17 protein-coding genes are annotated in these 18,981 nt (G+C 37.0%); 1 reads left to right on the top strand and 16 read right to left on the bottom strand.

Features of this window, described 5'->3' with window-relative positions; all coding sequences use genetic code 11:
- Positions 1-174: 174 nt before the first annotated feature.
- The 5 genes from KM885_RS03960 to KM885_RS03940 form a co-directional block, all read right to left on the bottom strand.
- Positions 175-975, bottom strand: coding sequence for a flagellar hook-basal body protein (locus KM885_RS03960; protein ID WP_216883548.1), 801 nt, complete (start codon positions 973-975; stop codon positions 175-177).
- A gap of 24 nt (positions 976-999) precedes the next feature.
- Positions 1,000-1,998 carry a rod shape-determining protein gene (gene mreB / locus KM885_RS03955; RefSeq protein WP_047183947.1) on the bottom strand — a complete coding sequence of 333 codons (999 nt, stop codon included), beginning with the start codon at positions 1,996-1,998 and terminating at the stop codon, positions 1,000-1,002.
- A gap of 625 nt (positions 1,999-2,623) precedes the next feature.
- On the bottom strand, positions 2,624-2,905 hold the full coding sequence (gene spoIIID / locus KM885_RS03950; RefSeq protein WP_047183946.1) for a sporulation transcriptional regulator SpoIIID: 282 nt from the start codon (positions 2,903-2,905) through the stop codon (positions 2,624-2,626).
- A gap of 418 nt (positions 2,906-3,323) precedes the next feature.
- The gene (locus tag KM885_RS03945) at positions 3,324-4,322 is read right to left on the bottom strand and encodes an AimR family lysis-lysogeny pheromone receptor (RefSeq protein WP_225344068.1); all 999 of its coding nucleotides are present in this window, start codon (positions 4,320-4,322) and stop codon (positions 3,324-3,326) included.
- A gap of 342 nt (positions 4,323-4,664) precedes the next feature.
- Entirely contained in the window at positions 4,665-5,531 is an 867-nt protein-coding gene (locus KM885_RS03940) for a stage II sporulation protein SpoIIQ (protein ID WP_047183945.1), read from the bottom strand.
- A gap of 219 nt (positions 5,532-5,750) precedes the next feature.
- Between KM885_RS03940 and KM885_RS03935 the strand changes: the two genes are divergently transcribed.
- Entirely contained in the window at positions 5,751-6,656 is a 906-nt protein-coding gene (locus tag KM885_RS03935) for a nuclease-related domain-containing protein (RefSeq protein ID WP_047183944.1), read from the top strand.
- A gap of 498 nt (positions 6,657-7,154) precedes the next feature.
- Here KM885_RS03935 and spoIID read toward each other — a convergent pair whose 3' ends face one another.
- The 11 genes from spoIID to atpF all read right to left on the bottom strand — a co-directional run bounded on the left by spoIID (position 7,155) and on the right by atpF (position 18,779).
- The gene (gene spoIID / locus KM885_RS03930; protein WP_060668166.1) at positions 7,155-8,327 is read right to left on the bottom strand and encodes a stage II sporulation protein D; all 1,173 of its coding nucleotides are present in this window, start codon (positions 8,325-8,327) and stop codon (positions 7,155-7,157) included.
- Positions 8,328-8,653: 326 nt separating this feature from the next.
- Positions 8,654-9,571 (bottom strand): S66 peptidase family protein, encoded by a 918-nt coding sequence (locus KM885_RS03925; RefSeq protein WP_204797996.1) that lies wholly within the window; start codon positions 9,569-9,571, stop codon positions 8,654-8,656.
- A 583-nt stretch (positions 9,572-10,154) separates the two neighbouring features.
- On the bottom strand, positions 10,155-11,486 hold the full coding sequence (gene murA, locus KM885_RS03920) for a UDP-N-acetylglucosamine 1-carboxyvinyltransferase (protein ID WP_060668168.1): 1,332 nt from the start codon (positions 11,484-11,486) through the stop codon (positions 10,155-10,157).
- Positions 11,487-11,520: 34 nt separating this feature from the next.
- Positions 11,521-12,228 carry a YwmB family TATA-box binding protein gene (locus KM885_RS03915; RefSeq protein ID WP_060668169.1) on the bottom strand — a complete coding sequence of 236 codons (708 nt, stop codon included), beginning with the start codon at positions 12,226-12,228 and terminating at the stop codon, positions 11,521-11,523.
- Between the two features lie 186 nt (positions 12,229-12,414).
- On the bottom strand, positions 12,415-12,645 hold the full coding sequence (locus tag KM885_RS03910) for a DUF1146 family protein (protein ID WP_047186724.1): 231 nt from the start codon (positions 12,643-12,645) through the stop codon (positions 12,415-12,417).
- A 525-nt stretch (positions 12,646-13,170) separates the two neighbouring features.
- Positions 13,171-13,569, bottom strand: coding sequence for a F0F1 ATP synthase subunit epsilon (locus tag KM885_RS03905; protein WP_047186723.1), 399 nt, complete (start codon positions 13,567-13,569; stop codon positions 13,171-13,173).
- A gap of 280 nt (positions 13,570-13,849) precedes the next feature.
- Complete coding sequence (gene atpD, locus KM885_RS03900; protein WP_216883547.1) at positions 13,850-15,259, bottom strand: F0F1 ATP synthase subunit beta; 1,410 nt, start codon at positions 15,257-15,259, stop codon at positions 13,850-13,852.
- 34 nt (positions 15,260-15,293) lie between these two features.
- On the bottom strand, positions 15,294-16,151 hold the full coding sequence (gene atpG / locus KM885_RS03895) for an ATP synthase F1 subunit gamma (protein ID WP_047186721.1): 858 nt from the start codon (positions 16,149-16,151) through the stop codon (positions 15,294-15,296).
- A gap of 93 nt (positions 16,152-16,244) precedes the next feature.
- The gene (gene atpA, locus KM885_RS03890) at positions 16,245-17,753 is read right to left on the bottom strand and encodes a F0F1 ATP synthase subunit alpha (RefSeq protein ID WP_047186720.1); all 1,509 of its coding nucleotides are present in this window, start codon (positions 17,751-17,753) and stop codon (positions 16,245-16,247) included.
- A gap of 19 nt (positions 17,754-17,772) precedes the next feature.
- Positions 17,773-18,318: a F0F1 ATP synthase subunit delta gene (locus tag KM885_RS03885; protein ID WP_047186719.1), complete on the bottom strand. Its 546-nt coding sequence runs from the start codon at positions 18,316-18,318 to the stop codon at positions 17,773-17,775.
- Complete coding sequence (atpF, locus tag KM885_RS03880) at positions 18,315-18,779, bottom strand: F0F1 ATP synthase subunit B (RefSeq protein WP_083452523.1); 465 nt, start codon at positions 18,777-18,779, stop codon at positions 18,315-18,317. Before atpF ends, KM885_RS03885 begins: the two co-directional genes overlap by 4 nt.
- Positions 18,780-18,981 lie beyond the last annotated feature (202 nt).

Below are 18,981 nucleotides of genomic sequence, written 5' to 3'. Positions count from 1 at the left end.
TTTCGGATACTCACGTATTAATTGCATACGTTCCGTTCCTCAAAACTTCGCCGCCTCGAACTGCGAAGCACAGGACGTGCGAGTGTCGGCGTTGCAAAAGGACGTTGCGCATTTAGCCGACCTCGGTCCTTTTCATCCTCCTTTTGAACATGTACTTCTAAATTTCACCAATCATTAAATTCTTCCAATTTCACTAACTGCTTTACCCAAGCTTTCATCAAAGGCCTTTAATACCTGCTGATTTGTTTCAAACATGCGATAAGCATTCATCATTTCCGTCATCGTCTTTACTGCATCAACGTTTGACCCTTCTAGAAATCCTTGTTTCATTGTAAAATTGGCATTAGCAGGGACTGCACCCGTTTCCCCAGCAAATAAGTCATTACCTTCTTTTACCATTTCTAGTGCATTGTCTGTATAAGCGATGCCCAATGGAATGTATTGCGTATTTGTTTCTATGATTCCATCTGGCGTAACAGAAAACGATGTACCGTCCATTTGAATCGGATTACCTGTTTGATCCAAAACATAATAACCCTGACTTGTTACAAGGTATCCTTGTCCGTCCACTGTGAAATTCCCGTTCCTTGTGTATCGAACATCACCAGCATCATTTTGCACTGTAAAAAATAATGCACCATTTTCGTCAGGAACATCACCTTGTACAATGGCTAAATCCGTCTGAAGTTTCGTTTCACGGATATCCCCTTGCTGAAAGTTTGGAATTGTTTCTTGCACATATACTCCAGTATTTAACGCCCCAATTGATTTCGTTGTTGCTACATTCGAGCTATTTTTCATAGGCGTCTGTTTAGAACCCATTTGTTGCATCAAAAGCTCTGGAAAAGCTCTTATAGTCGCTTGTTCCGCTTTATACCCTGGAGTATTCGCATTTGCTACATTATTTGCTAACGTCTCTTGTGCACGTTGTTGCGCTAACATCCCACTTGCAGCCGTATAAAAACCTCTTAACATCTAATCACCTCCAAGGCTCGGGGCTTAGATAATTCTCTTTTCAATCTTATCAATATTTTCAAGCATGATACCTGTACCTTTTGCCACACAATTCATTGGTTCTTCCGCTATAAATACAGGAACTTTTAATTCTTCTGCTAGAAGCTGATCAATTCCATGGATAAGCGCACCGCCACCGGTTAAAATAATTCCACGGTCAATGATATCAGCTGATAATTCTGGTGGTGTACGTTCTAAAACAGATTTCGCTGCTTGTACAATTAAATAAACCGATTCACGAAGTGCTTCTTCAATTTCAACCGATTCCACAGAGATTGTACGTGGAAGACCTGTAACCATATCGCGACCACGAATTTCCATTTCTTCTTTTCTAGAACCTTCAAATACAGTCGCAACTTGAATTTTAATTTCCTCAGCAGTCCGTTCACCAATTAATAATTTATATTTTTTCTTAATATATTGAAGAATCTCAACGTCAAACTTATCCCCAGCCATTTTAATCGATTCGGAAGTAACAATACCTCCCATGGATAGTACCGCAACGTCTGTTGTACCTCCACCGATATCAACAACCATGTTCCCGCTTGGCTGGAAAATTTCCATTCCCGCACCGATTGCAGCAACTTTAGGCTCTTCTTCTAAATAAACCTTTTTCCCACCAGATTTCTCTGCGGCTTCTTTAATCGCCTTTTGCTCCACTTTCGTAATATTCGTTGGACAGCAAATGAGCATTCTTGGTTTGGAAAGAAGTCCTTTTACATTGATTTTATTAATAAAATGCCTTAGCATTGCTTCTGTTACATCGAAATCAGCAATTACTCCATCTTTTAATGGACGAATTGCTTCAATGTTTCCAGGTGTACGACCAACCATACGCCGTGCAGCTTCCCCAACCTCCAGGACTTTCCCAGTGTTGCGGTCCATCGCAACAACGGATGGCTCATTCAAAACAATTCCTTTCCCCTTCAAATGAATAAGTACATTTGCCGTTCCAAGGTCAATTCCAATATCCCTAGAAAACATGTATCTAGATCCTCCTAAGTTTATTAACTTGCATCTGTCCGAAAACATAATGCTACTAGTAAAATATTTTACCACAAAAATCTACAATTAACTGCATTTATCTAAAAAGATTTTTGTTGAATTTTTTAATGGGATTTGGGGATTGAGACGAAGGCATTTGAGGAATTATTGAGATTACATTAGATTTGCCATCAGTGTCTCGGTAGGCTGAAATAGTTATACATGTGTACAAATCAGTTAATTTTATTCTGTGAAAAAGGGTGACAATCATACCGCAATGTTTGTAACTGTTAACAATGGGCTTGACGGTCTCTCCACCCTGTTCACCAATCTTATTTTGCAATTGTATTAATACCAAAAGCAATGACTTCATATTCGTCATCTAGAGAAAACTATACAAGATTTATTCTCATTTTCCCTAGCACAAAACTTTCATGATTTGTCCACACTTTATAATATTTGCCCTGGCTCAGAGGTTCTAGCTTAAATTAATGGAGATTTTATTTCACTACTATTAAGTTATGACTTAATTATTGCAAAATACACCCTTAAAGTACTTCCAACAAACTTTCCTACCTGCCAAAAATAGGACGAGAAATCTCTCGTCCTATCCTAGTACTCCTCATTATCCTACTGGCTTAGGAGTATCCTTATTTGGTGGGTTTACTTTATATTTCTTTCTTGTTGCTTCTCCCCCACGAAGATGTCGTATCGATTTGTGATATTCTAGGACTTCTTTTACTTGAGCGGCTAATTCGGGGTTAATTTCTGGTAAGCGTTCTGTAAGATCTTTATGAACTGTGCTTTTGGAAACACCAAATTCCTTCGCTATCGTTCGAACTGTTTTTCTTGTCTCCAAGATATAATTACCTATTTTAATCGTTCTTTCTTTGATGTAATCGTGCACACCGTTCGCCTCCCTAAGTTGATAACTTCCGAGGTGTCTAAGAACCTGAGACAAGGTGTTAATCATAGTGCGGCATGTTCATTCATACGAATAATAATCGGAGCGACAAAGTAATCTATGTAACTATTAAATTGTTAATCGTAATTAAATAACGAATTCTATAGGAATATTCTGTAATTTCTACTGACAAAATACAATAATCTGCTTTCATTATCATGTTCAGACTACCAGCCACAATGAGCTCTCACCTCAGACGTTGCTAAATGACTGATTGGTAGTATTCATTTTATTACGCTTACACTCCATTTATGATAAAAATTCCATATTTAGGCTGTCGGACAAGTTGTATTTTTAAATAATCAATATAAAAATAAAGCTGACACAACTTATATGTCAGCTTTTGCTAAAACGCTTCATGTCATAGTATTTTTAATTCACGCAAAGGTAAACGACAAAAGAAGTTATCATTTCGTTTATATACAAAGTCTTTATAGGATTGTAATAATAACGATTTATCTCGTTTCGCCTTACCTAAATAATATTTTTTAAATGGTGTATCTATAGGAATTTGCTTTAATATTTCAATTGCCTTCTTATGATTTCCTTTCATAATTTCTAAATGTGCTTGCTCACTTTTATCGGTGGTCGTAATATTATCTGTTTTATTGGAATGAGCAGCTAAAAAAGGAATCTTTGTTTGCTCAATAAACTCAATTTGGGATGTCAAATTATGCTCTTTTGCTATTTTTAATGCTTCCTTCAAATGAAACATCCCTTGTGAATAAGAATCAAACGTATAGGATTCTCCCAATTTAATATGTGTGCTTACTTGTATTTCTGGGTTACACGTTAAGTTCAGTAATTTATACCCATGTTTTCTCGTCATAATAATTTCATTTTGCATTAATGTGTAAGTAAGTGTTAGGATATGATACCTAATTTTAAAGTTTTCCACTAAAAAATAATCATTTATTTGTGGGAGAAGCTCATCATATCTACAAATTGCATTTCCGAGATCATGGTAATTGTGCATATTAAATTGTAAATTCACTTTGGCGAACTCAAGTAGACATAATAATTCCGGTTCATTTGTTTCGAATTGATTAATTCTTTCTATAACTTCAATAGGTTTATAGTCTTTTTCCCTAATTTGTAGTTGAATTTTGTAAACTTCTGCCCACTTTCTATTGGATGGGTCGTTGGATCGTTTGTTTTTTTCAATTAATGTTCGCAAGTCGTGAAGATAACCATTTATAAATAAAAATTCCATGCCCTTTTTTTGGATATCTTTTGAAGAAGAATCTAAACAAAACTGTCTCATTTGTTCCGCTGCCATTTTCTCACTATATTTTTGCCTAAGTGCATCTTGAAGTTGAATTAGCGATACCATTTCCGAATATATCTTACCTGCTACCATTGTCAATTATATTCTCCTCTCTTACCATATGAAAAATCTCTTCTTTTTTACAGTATTTTACCTTTATCTCTATTTTCTTATTCTTTCAGTCTATTTTCTTTTTTTATTTCTCTTTTCTTAGTTTTCTGGTCATATTCTTGTAAGATTACCTAAATTCAAACCATTACTAACAAACACATGTACCATCATAGCACAATTTTTTCGGAAATTATGAAAAATCGTTCGACAATATCCGAGTTTTTCCTTATTTTTCATCTCTATTTTTGCCTATTTACGTTTCAATTTTCCTAAACAAAGAAAAATACCCTAGCAAACGTTATGCTAGAGTACTTTTTTCACTTTTTATTGAATTGTTTCATTGTCAGAATCCGCCTCTGAATCTGCATTAGCATCTTCTTCTTCATTTTCACTTGCTTCAGATTCGTTAGCATCCTCAGTTGCAGCTTCATCAGACTCAGCTTCTTCTTCATTTACAGCAGTGTCTTCATTAGCTTCAGCTTCTTCCGTTACTTCTTCACTTTTTACCTTATCTAAACTACTAACTGGTTGATTGAAGAAGCTTTCTGGATTTACTACTTGTCCATCTTTTCTTATTTCAAAATGTACATGTGTACCATTGTCTTTTCCGAAAATACTTTGTCCCGCTGTTCCTACTTGATCCCCTTGTTTCACTTCATCTCCAGGTTTTACTTTAACTTCCTCAAGACTTGAGTAATAGGTCATCACTTCATTGCCATGAGTAAGTACAACCACATTACCTAGAAGTGGGTCTTCCTTCACTTCCTTTACAGTCCCGCTTAAGGATGCAACAACATCGAATGGTTTTTCTGATGCAACGTCAATTCCTTTGCTTTGATAGTATTTATTATTATAAAATACTAAAGCACTTTCTTGATCTTCTTCAGATGCACTATAGTCATAAAATTTAGTTACGATTTCTGCTTGATCAGGATCTGTTAAAGGAAATTGAATGACTTCTTGTTGATTTGCTACTGGTTCTGCTTCATCATCAGCTGACGTAGGAATAGACTCCTCTTGTTCATTTTGAATTTCCTCATCAGCAGTCGGAACAGAACTATCCATATTTTGATACCATACAACAACAGCTAATAGAAGTGCAGCAAGACCTAAATATACAGCTGGGAAAAACCATTTTTTCCGGAAAATTTGACTCCATTTATTTTTTGGAGTTTCTCTGTTTTCTTTCATTAGAACATCACCTCAGCAATCATTGTTATCAGAAATGGAGAAATATATACATTGCCGAGAAAAAATTATTCGATTTTATGCATTTATTTTAAATAATAGGGAAAAGTAAGCGTTTGAATGATGTCTAGCAACATTCCTTAAATGTCTTCAGCTTGTCTCTTTCTTCTAAGTTAAGAATCCAATATAATAGATTTAAATACATTAAAAGGATGTGTACATATGATATTTAAATACCGTACAAAACCCATTGATCTAAAGATTCTTGAATTATTAAATCCCCGAATGAATTTAACTAACAAAGATAAACAACACTATTATAATCAAAAAAGGGGCTATGAAGGTGAGGTAATGTTTGATACTTTAACAGAAAAACTCCAGTGTGAATGCTTCATATTAAATGATTTGTTATTGGAAATAAATAACACTACCTTCCAAATTGATTCCCTCCTTATTCTTCAAGAGGCAATCTATTTTTATGAGGTGAAAAACTTTGAAGGTGATTATTATTACGATTCAGATAAGATATTCAAGAAGCCTAAAACAGAAATTGTAAATCCACTTCACCAATTGAGCAGAAGTGAATCCCTACTACGACAATTACTCCTTAAACTAGGTTACACTCTCCCAATACATGCTTCCATTGTTTTTATTAATCCAACTTTCACCTTATACCAAGCACCTCTTAACCAACCTATTATTTTTCCAACACAAATTAAAAATTACTTGAGTCATTTAAATAAAACACCTTCCAAATTATCTAAATGGCACGAAAAACTTGCAGATCAGCTAACATCGTTACACATTACTGACTCGCCATATAAAAAAGTTCCTTCCTATAATTATAACCAACTTCGAAAAGGGATTACCTGCTTCCAATGTCATTCATTTTCTGTTTCAGTGGAGAAAAGAAAATGCGTTTGCCACAATTGTAGCTATAAAGAACCGATTAGCAATGCTGTATTAAGAACCATTAAAGAATTTCAAACTCTGTTCCCAAATGAAAAAATTACAACCAATATGATTCAAGATTGGTGCCAAGTAGTAGAATCTAAAAAGGCTATAAGAAGAATTCTAGCAACTAATTTTAACCGTGTAGGGGTAAATCAATGGACTTATTATGAATAGGATATCTAACTGTCATGCATAATCGAATTTATCACAAGAGGTAGGATCTTTTGCCGATCGACAGTTTATCTTGGTCACTCATCATCTCTATGAGTGACCTTTTCCTTTATTCCTTTCCGTCTTCGGGCACTCATCAGCCACATGAGTGACCTTTTCCTTTATTTTTTTCCGTCTTCGGGCACTCATCACATACATGAGTGACCTTTTCCTTTGGTTTTTTCCTTCCTCGGGCACTCATCACATACATGAGTGACCTTTTCCTCTGATTTTTTCCGTCCTCGGTCACTCATCATCTCCTTGAGTGACCCTTTCCTCTGATTTTTTCCGTCCTCGGGCACTCATCACATACATGAGTGACCTTTTCCTTTGGTTTTTTCCTTCCTCGGTCACTCATCACATACATGAGTGACCTTTTCCTTTAATCCTTTCTATCTTCGGTCACTCATCAATTCCGCTCTCAAGTTTTCCGCCGTATTCAAACACCAAAAAACCCTCATTTCATTTAGAAACGAGAGTTGGTGCGGTTTCATTTACCGTACTGATTTTTACATCTTTATAATAATGATGGACGATGTCTTCATATGTTTTACCTTCTTTGGCCATAAAATTTGCCCCATATTGGCTCATTCCTATGCCATGCCCAAAGCCTTCTGTTGTAAAAACGAAATGTCCATTATTTTGTTTTATCTTAAAGTCGCTTGATTTTAAATTTAATTTTTCACGGACTTCCCTTCCTGAAAAACTATTTCCTTCTATTCCAATCTCTTTCACGCGGCCACTTTCCGTCCTTGATTCTTCTATATACGCGGGCTTATCTTTTGGTAGAGTGATACCTAATGCTGTTTCTACTTCTTGTATTGTAAATGTGTCTTGGTTCAGATATTTTGGAGATTCTTTATCCCATGGGCTTTTAACGCTTCTTAAATATGGAAGCTCATTATCCCAGTAATCTTCGGAGTTCTCTGTATAACCATTACTAGTAGAGAAAAACGCTGCTGTTATAGGAGCTTCTTTATAAGTTAAGATTTTCCCTTTTGTCGCATTAACCGCTTCTTTAATTTTATTCATTTTCTCGGAGTATTCACTACCCCATTGTTTTAGAAGTTCGTCGTCACTCTTATATACTTGATGTTCAACGGTGTCTGTTACATCGTATTCTTCATTTTTTTCACCATGCAGCAAATGATTGACCGTATAAGTTCGCGCTGCAAGGGCCTGAGCTTTCAGTGCTTCTAACTCAAATTCTGCAGGCATTTCTGCAGCAATAACCCCAGCGATGTAATCCTCGAGCGGTATATTTTCAACCTTTTCCGTTGCAGTTCGTTTCACCTTTACTGTAAACGGTGATGAAGCAGTTTCTACGGTTTCTTCTTTCATCTCCTTTGCTCCTACTACAGTACCTTCTTGCTCGCTACTTCCAAATGGTAGTACAACGATCGTCGGAATTACTAGAATGAACATAATCAAAACAGATAGAGTTAGTATAGTTGGAAGCCTCCACTTTTTCGAAGTCCATTTGCTCTGATATACAGAATGGAGTTGGGTGACTTTATTCAGTTTGTTCTTCTTTGTAAAATGATGAGATGACTGCTTCTTTTTTAGTTGTTTTACTACGCTTAAGTTTTTCTTCTTCTTTTTGACTGGCTTGTATGAATAGTTATGTCCTTTCACAGCTTTCCTCCTTTAATAATGTAGTCGTTTGATTAATCTAGTAACCCTATTATTAAATTTATACAAATCCTGTTTTCAATAGAACCAGAAATTGAAATTTCCTTTATAGAAGTTGTTCAAAAAGTCCGGTAAAAGAATACAGTTCTCTTAAACTTTTTAAAGACGCTTCTAGACTTTTACCACAGTCTTTTTGAACACGCACTTATACAATTCTATAGGAAAATACGTAACTTCCAATCGATGATAGACTTAAAGCTTGTCGAACTTAGGTAATGAATTTATTACTTTTCGCTTTCACTCCACATATTTCGACCTTTTTGGCATGATTACCTAACTCCAGGCTCAATGATTAATTGTTTATTATATGTGGATAACTTTGCATATGCACCTAAAGGAATAGAAAAGTGTGGAAAACAATGACCAATCTTGAAACCACTTATCACGGGAATGCCTATATTCGAAAAATAATCGTTAAACACTTCTTCTATTGTGAAGGAATGTTTCAATTTCGATTCCGTATTCGCAAAATCTCCTATTACGATGCCTCTCGCTTCTCGTAGTTTACCAGACATTTTTAACTGATTGAGCATGCTATCCACTCGATAAGGTTCCTCACCAATATCCTCTATTAAAAGGATTTTATCTTTCATATCTATTTCATATGGGGTACCCATTGTGCTAAGTAGTACGGATAAATTTCCACCTACCAACTGACCTTCTGTTTCACCAGCATCATGTACATAGAGTGGGGATATGTATTCTGAGTAAATAAGACACGTAGGTTGGAATAACTGTTTAAACATGGATCCGGAGAAGTAATCGAAATGGGGTTTGGCAATATCAGATGCTAACATCGGTCCATGGAAAGTTACAAGACCCGTTTGTTGTCGAATGGCCGTATGCAAATATGTAATATCACTATAACCCCATAAAATTTTAGGATTACATCTTACCAATTCGTAATTAACAGAAGGAACAAATCGAGCTGTACCATATCCACCACGGGCAAAAATAATCGCTTTTATATTCGGATTGGCAACCATATCATGAAAGTCCTCTAATCGTTCTTGGTCGGTTCCAGCCAAATATCCATATACGTTATCCACATGTTGTCCGAGCTGTACGCATAGTCCAAGATTTTCAAAAAAAGGAATGACCTTTTTGATATCTTCCAAATCTGCCGGTCCCGCTGGCGCCATGACACCAATTGTATCCCCTTTACATAATCTATTTGGAAAGATCATCTTTGTCACACTCCTTGATATTTCCCTCATCCTACTTAAAAATCATATGTAGTTATTTGTAAAATATGAATAACTCTCATTACATTAAGTACCTTTACGGGCAGTTGATCTCCCACCTCCCTTCAGAAGCTTAAGGTGAGAGTCTAACTGCCTGTTTAGGTAAGATAAATTGAAAATCATTCAGTGGGGGTTTTGTTTTACAGCTAGTTAAGACATGATAAAGTGAAATACTGATGCGCCTTATAAGAACAAAGGCGCAAGCGCCCGTTTAGTGACGTATAGACTGGACTGAGCCGTAGGAGATAAAGGAAACACGGAGAGCGTAAGCGAGCCGATGTTGACTTTCACCGCAAGGGTATAAGTGCGACTAAGCCTCTGGTTTCACCAATCGGCAAGTCTTCTTTATCGTACGGAGGTGAAGGAAGTCTACTAGTCACTGGGCGCTGGAGCCGGACGTGGCTATTTCTGTATCTATGTTATCCACAACCACAAATTTTATAATTTCCCAGACAAAGACAAAAAAATCGCATGGTTGTTATTGATCCACGCGATTTCTTAGTTATGTTTATATTATTGTCCACTTTTAGGATAATCTTGCAATCATTCTTTTGTTGTCTTGGTCCGCTTGAATTAGCACGTTTGGGTCTTCGTTTACACGTTCAATGTTTGCACCAAGGGAAGCTAATTTCCCTGCCAAATCAACATAACCACGGTCTAAGTGTTTTAATTCAGTAATTCTTGTATATCCTTCAGAAACTAAACCGGCCAATATTAGCGCAGCTGCAGCACGTAAGTCCGTCGCAGCAACCTCAGCACCTTGTAATTCAGAAGGACCTTCAATAATAACACTACGTCCCTCAATTTTCATTTTTGCATTCATACGTCTAAATTCTTCTACATGCATAAAGCGATTTTCGAATACCGTTTCGGTAATGACGCTAGTTCCTTTTGCTTGAAGCATTAAGGCCATTAACTGTGACTGCATATCTGTTGGAAAACCAGGATATGGTAATGTTTTAATATCTGTCGCTTTTAATTTTCCATCTTTCGGTCCGATTACGCGAAGTCCACGGTTTTCTTCCTTTACGGTAACGTTCATTTCCTCTAATTTGGAAATAACGGAACGAAGATGGTCTGCTTCTGCATTTTCAATTAAAACATTTCCACCAGTAATTGCAGCTGCTACCATAAAGGTACCTGCTTCAATTCGATCAGGAATAATCGAATGGTTTGCACCATGTAACTTTTCCACTCCAGTAATGCGAATGGTCTCAGTTCCTGCACCAACAATTTTGGCACCCATTTTATTTAAATAATTTACCAAGTCTACAATTTCAGGTTCTTTTGCACAGTTTTCTAGTATCGTAGTTCCGTCAGCTAATGCAGCTGCCATAATAATATTTTCAGTTGCACCAACACTTGGCATATCTAAATAAATTTTTGCACCTTTCAGACGTCCATCTACTTTTGCTTCAACAAATCCGTTGCCTACATGAATTTCGGCACCCATCGCTTCAAAGCCTTTCAAATGTAAGTCAATTGGACGTGATCCGATTGCACAGCCACCTGGCATTGCAACTTTTGCATGACCATAGCGGGCCAAAAGTGGTCCCAACACTAATACAGAAGCGCGCATTTTTCGAACATACTCAAATGGAGCTTCTGTCGTTAAATCATTGGAAGCATCAATTTCTACTGTATTTTTATCAGGATCAAAGTTAACATTAACGTTCATATTTCTTAATACTTCATTAATTGTATACACATCAGCTAGAACAGGTACTTCAGTAATGATACTCTTACCTTCACTTGCAATCAAACTTGCAGCAATAACCGGAAGAACCGCATTTTTGGCACCTTCTACACGAACAGTGCCATTTAATTGGTGTCCGCCTCTTACGATGATTTTTTCCATGTTACAAATCTCCTTCAGATCCATTTTCTCTATATTAATATTCATTTATTAGGATAGGTGTTCCTAAAGTCACTTCTGGATGTCCTTTTTTTTCATGGGTTATTGCAATTTGGACGTTTACTGGTATGTCTTCGATTGTTATCTTTTCATCCCATTTTTCTGTATATCCATAAATGTATTTACGTTCTATATTTGTAGTAGTATCTAATTGTGTTTTTATATGTTGAAGATTAAAAAAGTTTATTAGTTCTTTTTCAAATACACCATTATGTATTATACCACCGGTTTCCGTTTTAAGCCACGAAAATATTCGTTTATTACTTGAAAAATATTTAGTTGAAATGGAATGAAACACATGATGAAACTCGGATTTTATGTCTTGATTCCAAGCACTTCCTTCGACAACCATTGTTAATTGTGGATAACTTTCTTTCTTTTTAGGTAACATAACATTATATGTTACGTTAACACTTCTCTCTTTATGAGTGTCTCTAAATTGAAATTTTATTATATTTTCATTTTCCATCCTAGAGGCTTTATAACTATTTTTTAAATCCTTCAAAATTTCATTAATAGAGTTCTCGGTCATCTTTTCCTTGGTAATAACTTGCCATTCTTTTACGGGTAATTGTTGATTTGTAACAAAATCAGCTAATTGCTCTATTTCCGATACTGTTTTCCCTTGAACGGATGCAACTGAAGTGAACATGAATAATACAGAGATTAGTAACATTTTTTTCATAAAAAAACCCCCCGGTTATTTCTGCTAGTCACAGTATTGACCGAAGAGGTTATTTGATATACTCATAGATTACTAGAGTTAGTATTTTTAATATTAAAGGTTGTTCAAAAAGTCGGTAAAAGTGACACTCCGCTCAAAGCTACCGCCACCCCAGTCCTTTTGATCCTCCTTTTTAAACACACACTATTAAAACAAGAAAATAAGGTCATTTGACCATTGAACAATTTCTAGGAAAAATCGGCTAACACCAGAACCGATTAAAATTGCTATAAAAAATAATAAAATTCTTGCTTCTGTTACCTTCCCCTTTTTAATAATTGACGAAAGGTTTACAGCTAATAGTACGCGCCAAGTAATGTATATAAATAAAAAGTGCGAAAAAATACTGACTAAAGCCCATTGTCCAATTGATAACATATACAACCACCTTATTCTTCTTCTATTTGTTACTTTGCCATGAATATATAAAAATGTCAAAAATATATAGTGTGTACAATGTTTCTAACCCATTTCTTTAAACAAGAAAATATTATCTATCTTATCCTATGATTTCAATGACTTCAATTACTTTCTTCACCAAAAAGGTCTCCATAAATGCAACTAAGGCATTCGCTAAAAAGGTATGTCGAATGTCGGATATTCTAATCGAATAATGGAATCATTTCCTAGGAAATATCTATTTAAGAGGATAAATAGATTATCTTGCTGATTATAAGAAGATTATTGATATTAATGTTGTTTTTCGTTGGATTGCGTCGATATGTAATATACGATTCTAATAAAGGAGACTTCCATCAATGGGGGGTTCCCTTCATCCCTCACTGACTTATCGGACCTATACGGGCAGTTGATCTCCCATCTACCTTCTTTGTTTCCACAAAAGCTTAAAGTGGGATAAAAACAAAAAATCCCCTGCAACAAAGTCGCAAGAGATTTTTACAATTATTTACTTGAAACATCTAAACGGTTAATTGCGCGTTGGAGTGCTAATTCTGCCCGTAATTTATCGATATTATCTTGATTTGATTGAAGTCTGCGTTCAGCTCTTTCTTTAGCTTTTCTTGCACGTTCTACATCAATATCAGATGGCTTTTCAGCTGATTGTGCAAGGATAGAAACCTTGTTTGAGCTAACTTCCATGATGCCTCCATTCACAGCGAGTTTATCCTCACTACCCGCTTTCTTCAAACGAACGGCAGCGATGGATAATGGGGCAACAATCGGAATGTGGTGTGGCATGATGCCAATTTCTCCACTTTCCGCACGACATACAACCATTTCATATTCATCTTCCAAAACGGGACCATTAGGAGTAACAACACTCACAGTTAGTGTTTTCAATGTAATCCCTCCTAGGATTTGCATAGAGGAAGAGATAACGATACACGTTACCCCATTGTTCCCTCTTTTATAGACCTAAGCTTGAATCCAGCCGAACTGGTTTTTCGCTTAACAACCCATTGTTTAGCTCGATCGTCCAGAGACTAGCGAGGCTTCTTTTGTCTCCTGCGGCTCAGTCCAGCCCGTACGTCTCTATACGAACGATTCCGCTTTTCTTATTGTCTAGCTCCGGCGACCAGGGACTAGTAAACTTCCCTAAACGGTCGCCTTCGCTTTTCGTTTAACCTTGTAATTGTTGTGCTTTTTCTACTACTTCTTCGATACGGCCTACTAGACGGAATGCATCTTCTGGTAGATCATCATATTTACCGTCAAGGATTTCTCTAAATCCTTTCACTGTTTCAGCTACTGGAACATAAGAACCTGGTTGACCAGTAAATTGTTCCGCAACGTGGAAGTTTTGAGATAGGAAGAATTGGATACGACGTGCACGAGCAACGACTAGTTTGTCCTCGTCTCCTAATTCATCCATACCTAAGATTGCGATAATATCTTGTAATTCTTTGTAGCGTTGAAGTGTTTGTTGTACTTCAGTTGCTACTTTATAGTGTTCTTCCCCTACCACTTCAGGGTCAAGTGCACGTGAAGTAGATTCTAATGGATCCACTGCTGGGTAGATACCTTGTTCAGACAATTTACGGTCTAAGTTTGTTGTAGCATCTAAGTGCGCGAACGTCGTAGCTGGCGCAGGATCAGTATAGTCATCCGCAGGTACATAAATAGCCTGGATAGATGTAACGGATCCTTTATCAGTTGACGTAATACGCTCTTGAAGTGCACCCATTTCCGTAGCTAGTGTTGGTTGGTAACCAACGGCAGATGGCATACGTCCAAGTAGAGCGGATACCTCTGAACCAGCTTGTGTAAATCGGAAAATGTTGTCAATGAATAGCAATACGTCTTGTCCTTGTTCATCACGGAAATATTCAGCCATCGTAAGTCCAGTTAGAGCTACACGCATACGTGCTCCAGGTGGCTCATTCATTTGTCCGAATACCATGGCTGTTTTAGAAATAACGCCAGAGTCTTTCATTTCATAGTAAAGGTCGTTACCTTCACGAGTACGTTCTCCAACACCAGCGAATACGGAAATACCTCCGTGTTCTTGTGCGATGTTATTAATTAATTCCTGAATAAGTACGGTTTTACCTACACCCGCACCACCGAATAGACCGATCTTACCACCTTTAATATATGGTGCAAGTAAGTCTACAACCTTAATTCCAGTTTCTAAAATTTCAGTTTCAGTGGAAAGGTTTTCGAATTTAGGTGCTTCACGGTGAATTGGGTCTTTACGAATTCCTTCTGGTAATGCTTCATCTAGGTCAATTTTATCACCTAAAACGTTGAACACACGCCCTAAAGTTACATCCCCAACTGGTACAGAAATAGGGCGTCCTAGGCCTGTAACTTCCGCTCCACGTTTTAATCCGTCTGTAGATGACATCGCAATCGTACGGACAGCGTTATCGCCTAATTGTAACGCTACTTCTAATGTAAGTTGTTCACTTGTATTTTCTTCTGTTTCAATGTTAACAGTAAGAGCATCATAAATTTCCGGGAGGTCAGCGTCATCAAATTTCACGTCAACAACTGGTCCCATAACTTGTGTTACATGTCCTTTGCTCAAAAAAATTCCCTCCTAGCGTTTAGATGGAAAAAAGTTACTCTATAGCAGCTGCTCCACCAACAATTTCAGAAATTTGTTGAGTGATTTGCGCCTGACGAGCACGGTTATAGGACAATGTTAAATCTCCAATCAGATCATTAGCATTATCTGTTGCACTACGCATTGCCGTCATACTTGCTGCGTGTTCACTTGCTTTACCATCTAGTAATGCACCGAAAATTAAACTCTCGGCATAAAGTGGTAATAATACCTTCAATATTTGTTCTTCATTTGGTTCATATTCATACTGACTAGTAGTACCGTTTTGTCCTTGTATATCTTCAATTGGCAACAATTTATTCATTGTTGGTACTTGAGATATTGCACTTACATAGTGGTTATAAATGATGTTTAATTCATCAATTTCCTTATCAGTAAACATTTGAACAGTTGCTTTTGCAATATCTTTAATATCTGCAAATTGTGGATGGTCAGCAACACCGATAATACTATTAGAAACCGGAATATTCCGTTTCCTGCAATAGTCAAACCCTTTACGTCCGATGACGATAACAGTATATTCATCAGGTGAGTTATGGCGCTCATTAATCGTAGTTTGTAATAGTTTTAAAACATGACTATTATATCCACCTACTAGACCACGGTCAGAAGTAATAACTAAATAGCCAGTTTTCTTTACTTCACGTGTTTCAAGCATTGGGTGAGATGCATCCGTTCCTTTTGCAATATGTGCAACTACTTCTTGCATTTTCTCACTGTATGGTACATAACCTTTTGCATGTTGCTCTGCTTTGTTCATTTTAGATGCAGAAACAAGTTCCATCGCACTTGTAATTTGTTTTGTTTTCTTTGTTGAATCAATTCTTGCTTTTATATCTCTTAGTGATGCCAATTTATTTCACCACACTTTCAAAACATGAGGTAGATGTCAGAAATCGGGTCATTTGCACCGATTTCTGCATCTTATTTCTCTATAAACGGTCGATTAATTTGAAGTTAAAAATGTTTTCTTAAATGATTCGATTGCTTCGTTCATGTCTTTAGCATCTGGAAGGTTTCCAGTTTCGCGAATAGAAGCAAGCAGTTCCGCACGGTTAGAATCCAACCAGTTGTTCATTTCTTCTTCAAAGCGAAGAACGTCTTCTACCGGAATATCATCTAGGAATCCTTTTGTTAATGCATAAATGATCATAACTTGTTTTTCAACAGCTAGTGGTTTATGCAATCCTTGTTTTAGAACTTCTACTGTACGTTGACCACGGTTCAGTTTCGCTTGAGTTGCTTTATCTAAGTCAGAACCGAATTGACTGAATGCTTCTAACTCACGGAAAGAAGCTAAGTCTAGACGTAGTGTACCTGCAACTTTCTTCATCGCTTTAATTTGTGCGGAACCACCAACACGTGATACAGATAAACCTGCGTTAATTGCCGGACGAACCCCTGAGAAGAATAAGTCAGATTGCAAGAAAATCTGTCCGTCTGTAATGGAGATTACGTTTGTTGGGATATATGCTGAAATATCCCCAGCTTGTGTTTCAACAAATGGTAATGCAGTTAAAGAACCGCCACCTTTTGCATCACTTAATTTAGCTGCACGTTCTAGTAAACGTGAGTGTAAGTAGAATACATCTCCTGGGAATGCTTCACGACCCGGTGGACGACGTAATAGTAGAGAAAGTTCACGATAAGCAACCGCTTGTTTAGAAAGGTCATCGTAAACTACTAATACGTGTTTACCGTTGTACATGAATTCTTCACCCATGGATACACCAGCATATGGTGCTAGGTATTGTAATGGAGCTGGGTCAGATGCACCAGCGGAAACAACAATTGTGTAATCTAACGCTCCATAACGACGAAGTGTTTCAACCGTTCCGCGTACTGTAGATTGTTTTTGTCCAATTGCAACATAAATACAAATCATATCCTGATCTTTTTGGTTAATGATTGTATCTACTGCTAGAGTGGTTTTACCAGTTTGGCGGTCACCGATGATCAACTCACGTTGTCCACGTCCAATTGGTACAAGGGCATCAATTGCTTTAATACCAGTTTGTAGTGGTTCATCAACCGATTTACGATCCATAACCCCTGGCGCTGGAGATTCGATTGGACGAGTTTTTGTTGTTTCGATTGGGCCAAGTCCATCAATTGCTTGCCCAAGCGGGTTCACTACACGTCCTAATAAACTTTCTCCTACTGGTACTTGCATGATTCTACCTGTGCGACGAACCTCATCGCCTTCTTTAATTTCTGTATATGGTCCTAAAATAACGATACCAACGTTAGCTTCTTCAAGGTTTTGCGCTAAGCCCATGACACCGTTTTGGAACTCTAAAAGTTCACCAGCCATTGCATTGTCAAGACCGTGCGCACGCGCGATACCGTCCCCAACTTCAATAACTGTTCCAACATCACTAACTTCGATTTCCGCATCATAATTTGCGATTTGCTGTTTAATCAGTGTGCTGATTTCTTCAGCTTTAATGCTCATACCATCTTCACCCCTATCATCATATGTTTGCAGTTACGATATTCCGTTCAAAACGTTTTAATTTATTGCTAATGGAACCATCATAAATGGTATTTCCAACGCGGATTTTAATGCCCCCCATGATAGATGGGTCCACAATATTGGTAATATGAATTTTTTCCTTTTTTAAACGTTTTGTAAATGACTGTTTTACTTTGAGTAATTCGTCACTTGATAATTCACGAACAGAATATACCGTAGCTTCTGCAATACCTTTTGAATCGTTCACTAATTGGATAAAGTGATCAATAATGATTGGAACATTTACAGTATGATGACGTTCAACCAACAGTTTCACTGTGTTTATAACATCTTTTTGACATCCTTTAAATGCAGCTTCAATTAGCTCTTTCTTCTTGTCATTATTAATCCCTGGATATGTAAGAAATTTAACAAATTGCTCTTCTGTTTGAAACACTTCACGAACAACAGTGAATTCCTCTACAAACTTATCCAATATATGTTTTTCTTGTCCGAGTTCGAAAAGAGCCTCTGCATAACGATTGGCAACTACCGTTTCACTCATCGCTCTTCTCCTACCTCTTTAAGATAATCATGAATCAATCTTTCTTGGTCTTTTTCATTCAATTCCTTTTCAATTACTTTACTAGCAATTAAAACGGATAATGAAGCAACCTGATCTTGAAGTGCTTGTAATGCTTGCTCTTTTTCGTTTTGAATTTCTTGCTGTGCTTGTTTCTTTATGCGGTCTGCTTCTTTACGAGCAGTTTCGATAATATCTTGTTCTTGTTTTGCTCCGGCAACTTTTGCATCTTCAAACATTTTCTGTGCTTCTTGTTTTACTTGATTCAATTCAGCCTGAGCCTTTTGGGCTGTCTCTTCCGCTTCTTTACGGTTTTTCTCAGCAACCTCAATTTCGTTTGCCACATATTCTTCACGTTTTTGCATCATGTTTACTACTGGACCCCAAGCAAACTTCCTAAGTAGTAATAGCAATACAATGAAGAAAAATAACTGCACTAGCATATCTCCTACGTTAAGTCCACCTAATGCTGCATATACATAAGAATTCGCAAATACCTGCACAAAATTCACTCCTTTCACCTTTATCAGTGAATATTACAAGTTCCAATTAAATGGTCGTTTTAGAGTTTCTCCAGAGCGACCCCCTATTTAACTACTTACCTACATGAAAACAACGGCGAAGTTTCCTTTGGAAGATTTCCTT

It is taken from the genome of Oceanobacillus caeni (assembly GCF_019037185.1).
GTDB lineage: Bacteria > Bacillota > Bacilli > Bacillales > Amphibacillaceae > Oceanobacillus > Oceanobacillus caeni.
This window is presented reverse-complemented; position numbering and strand designations above follow the sequence as displayed.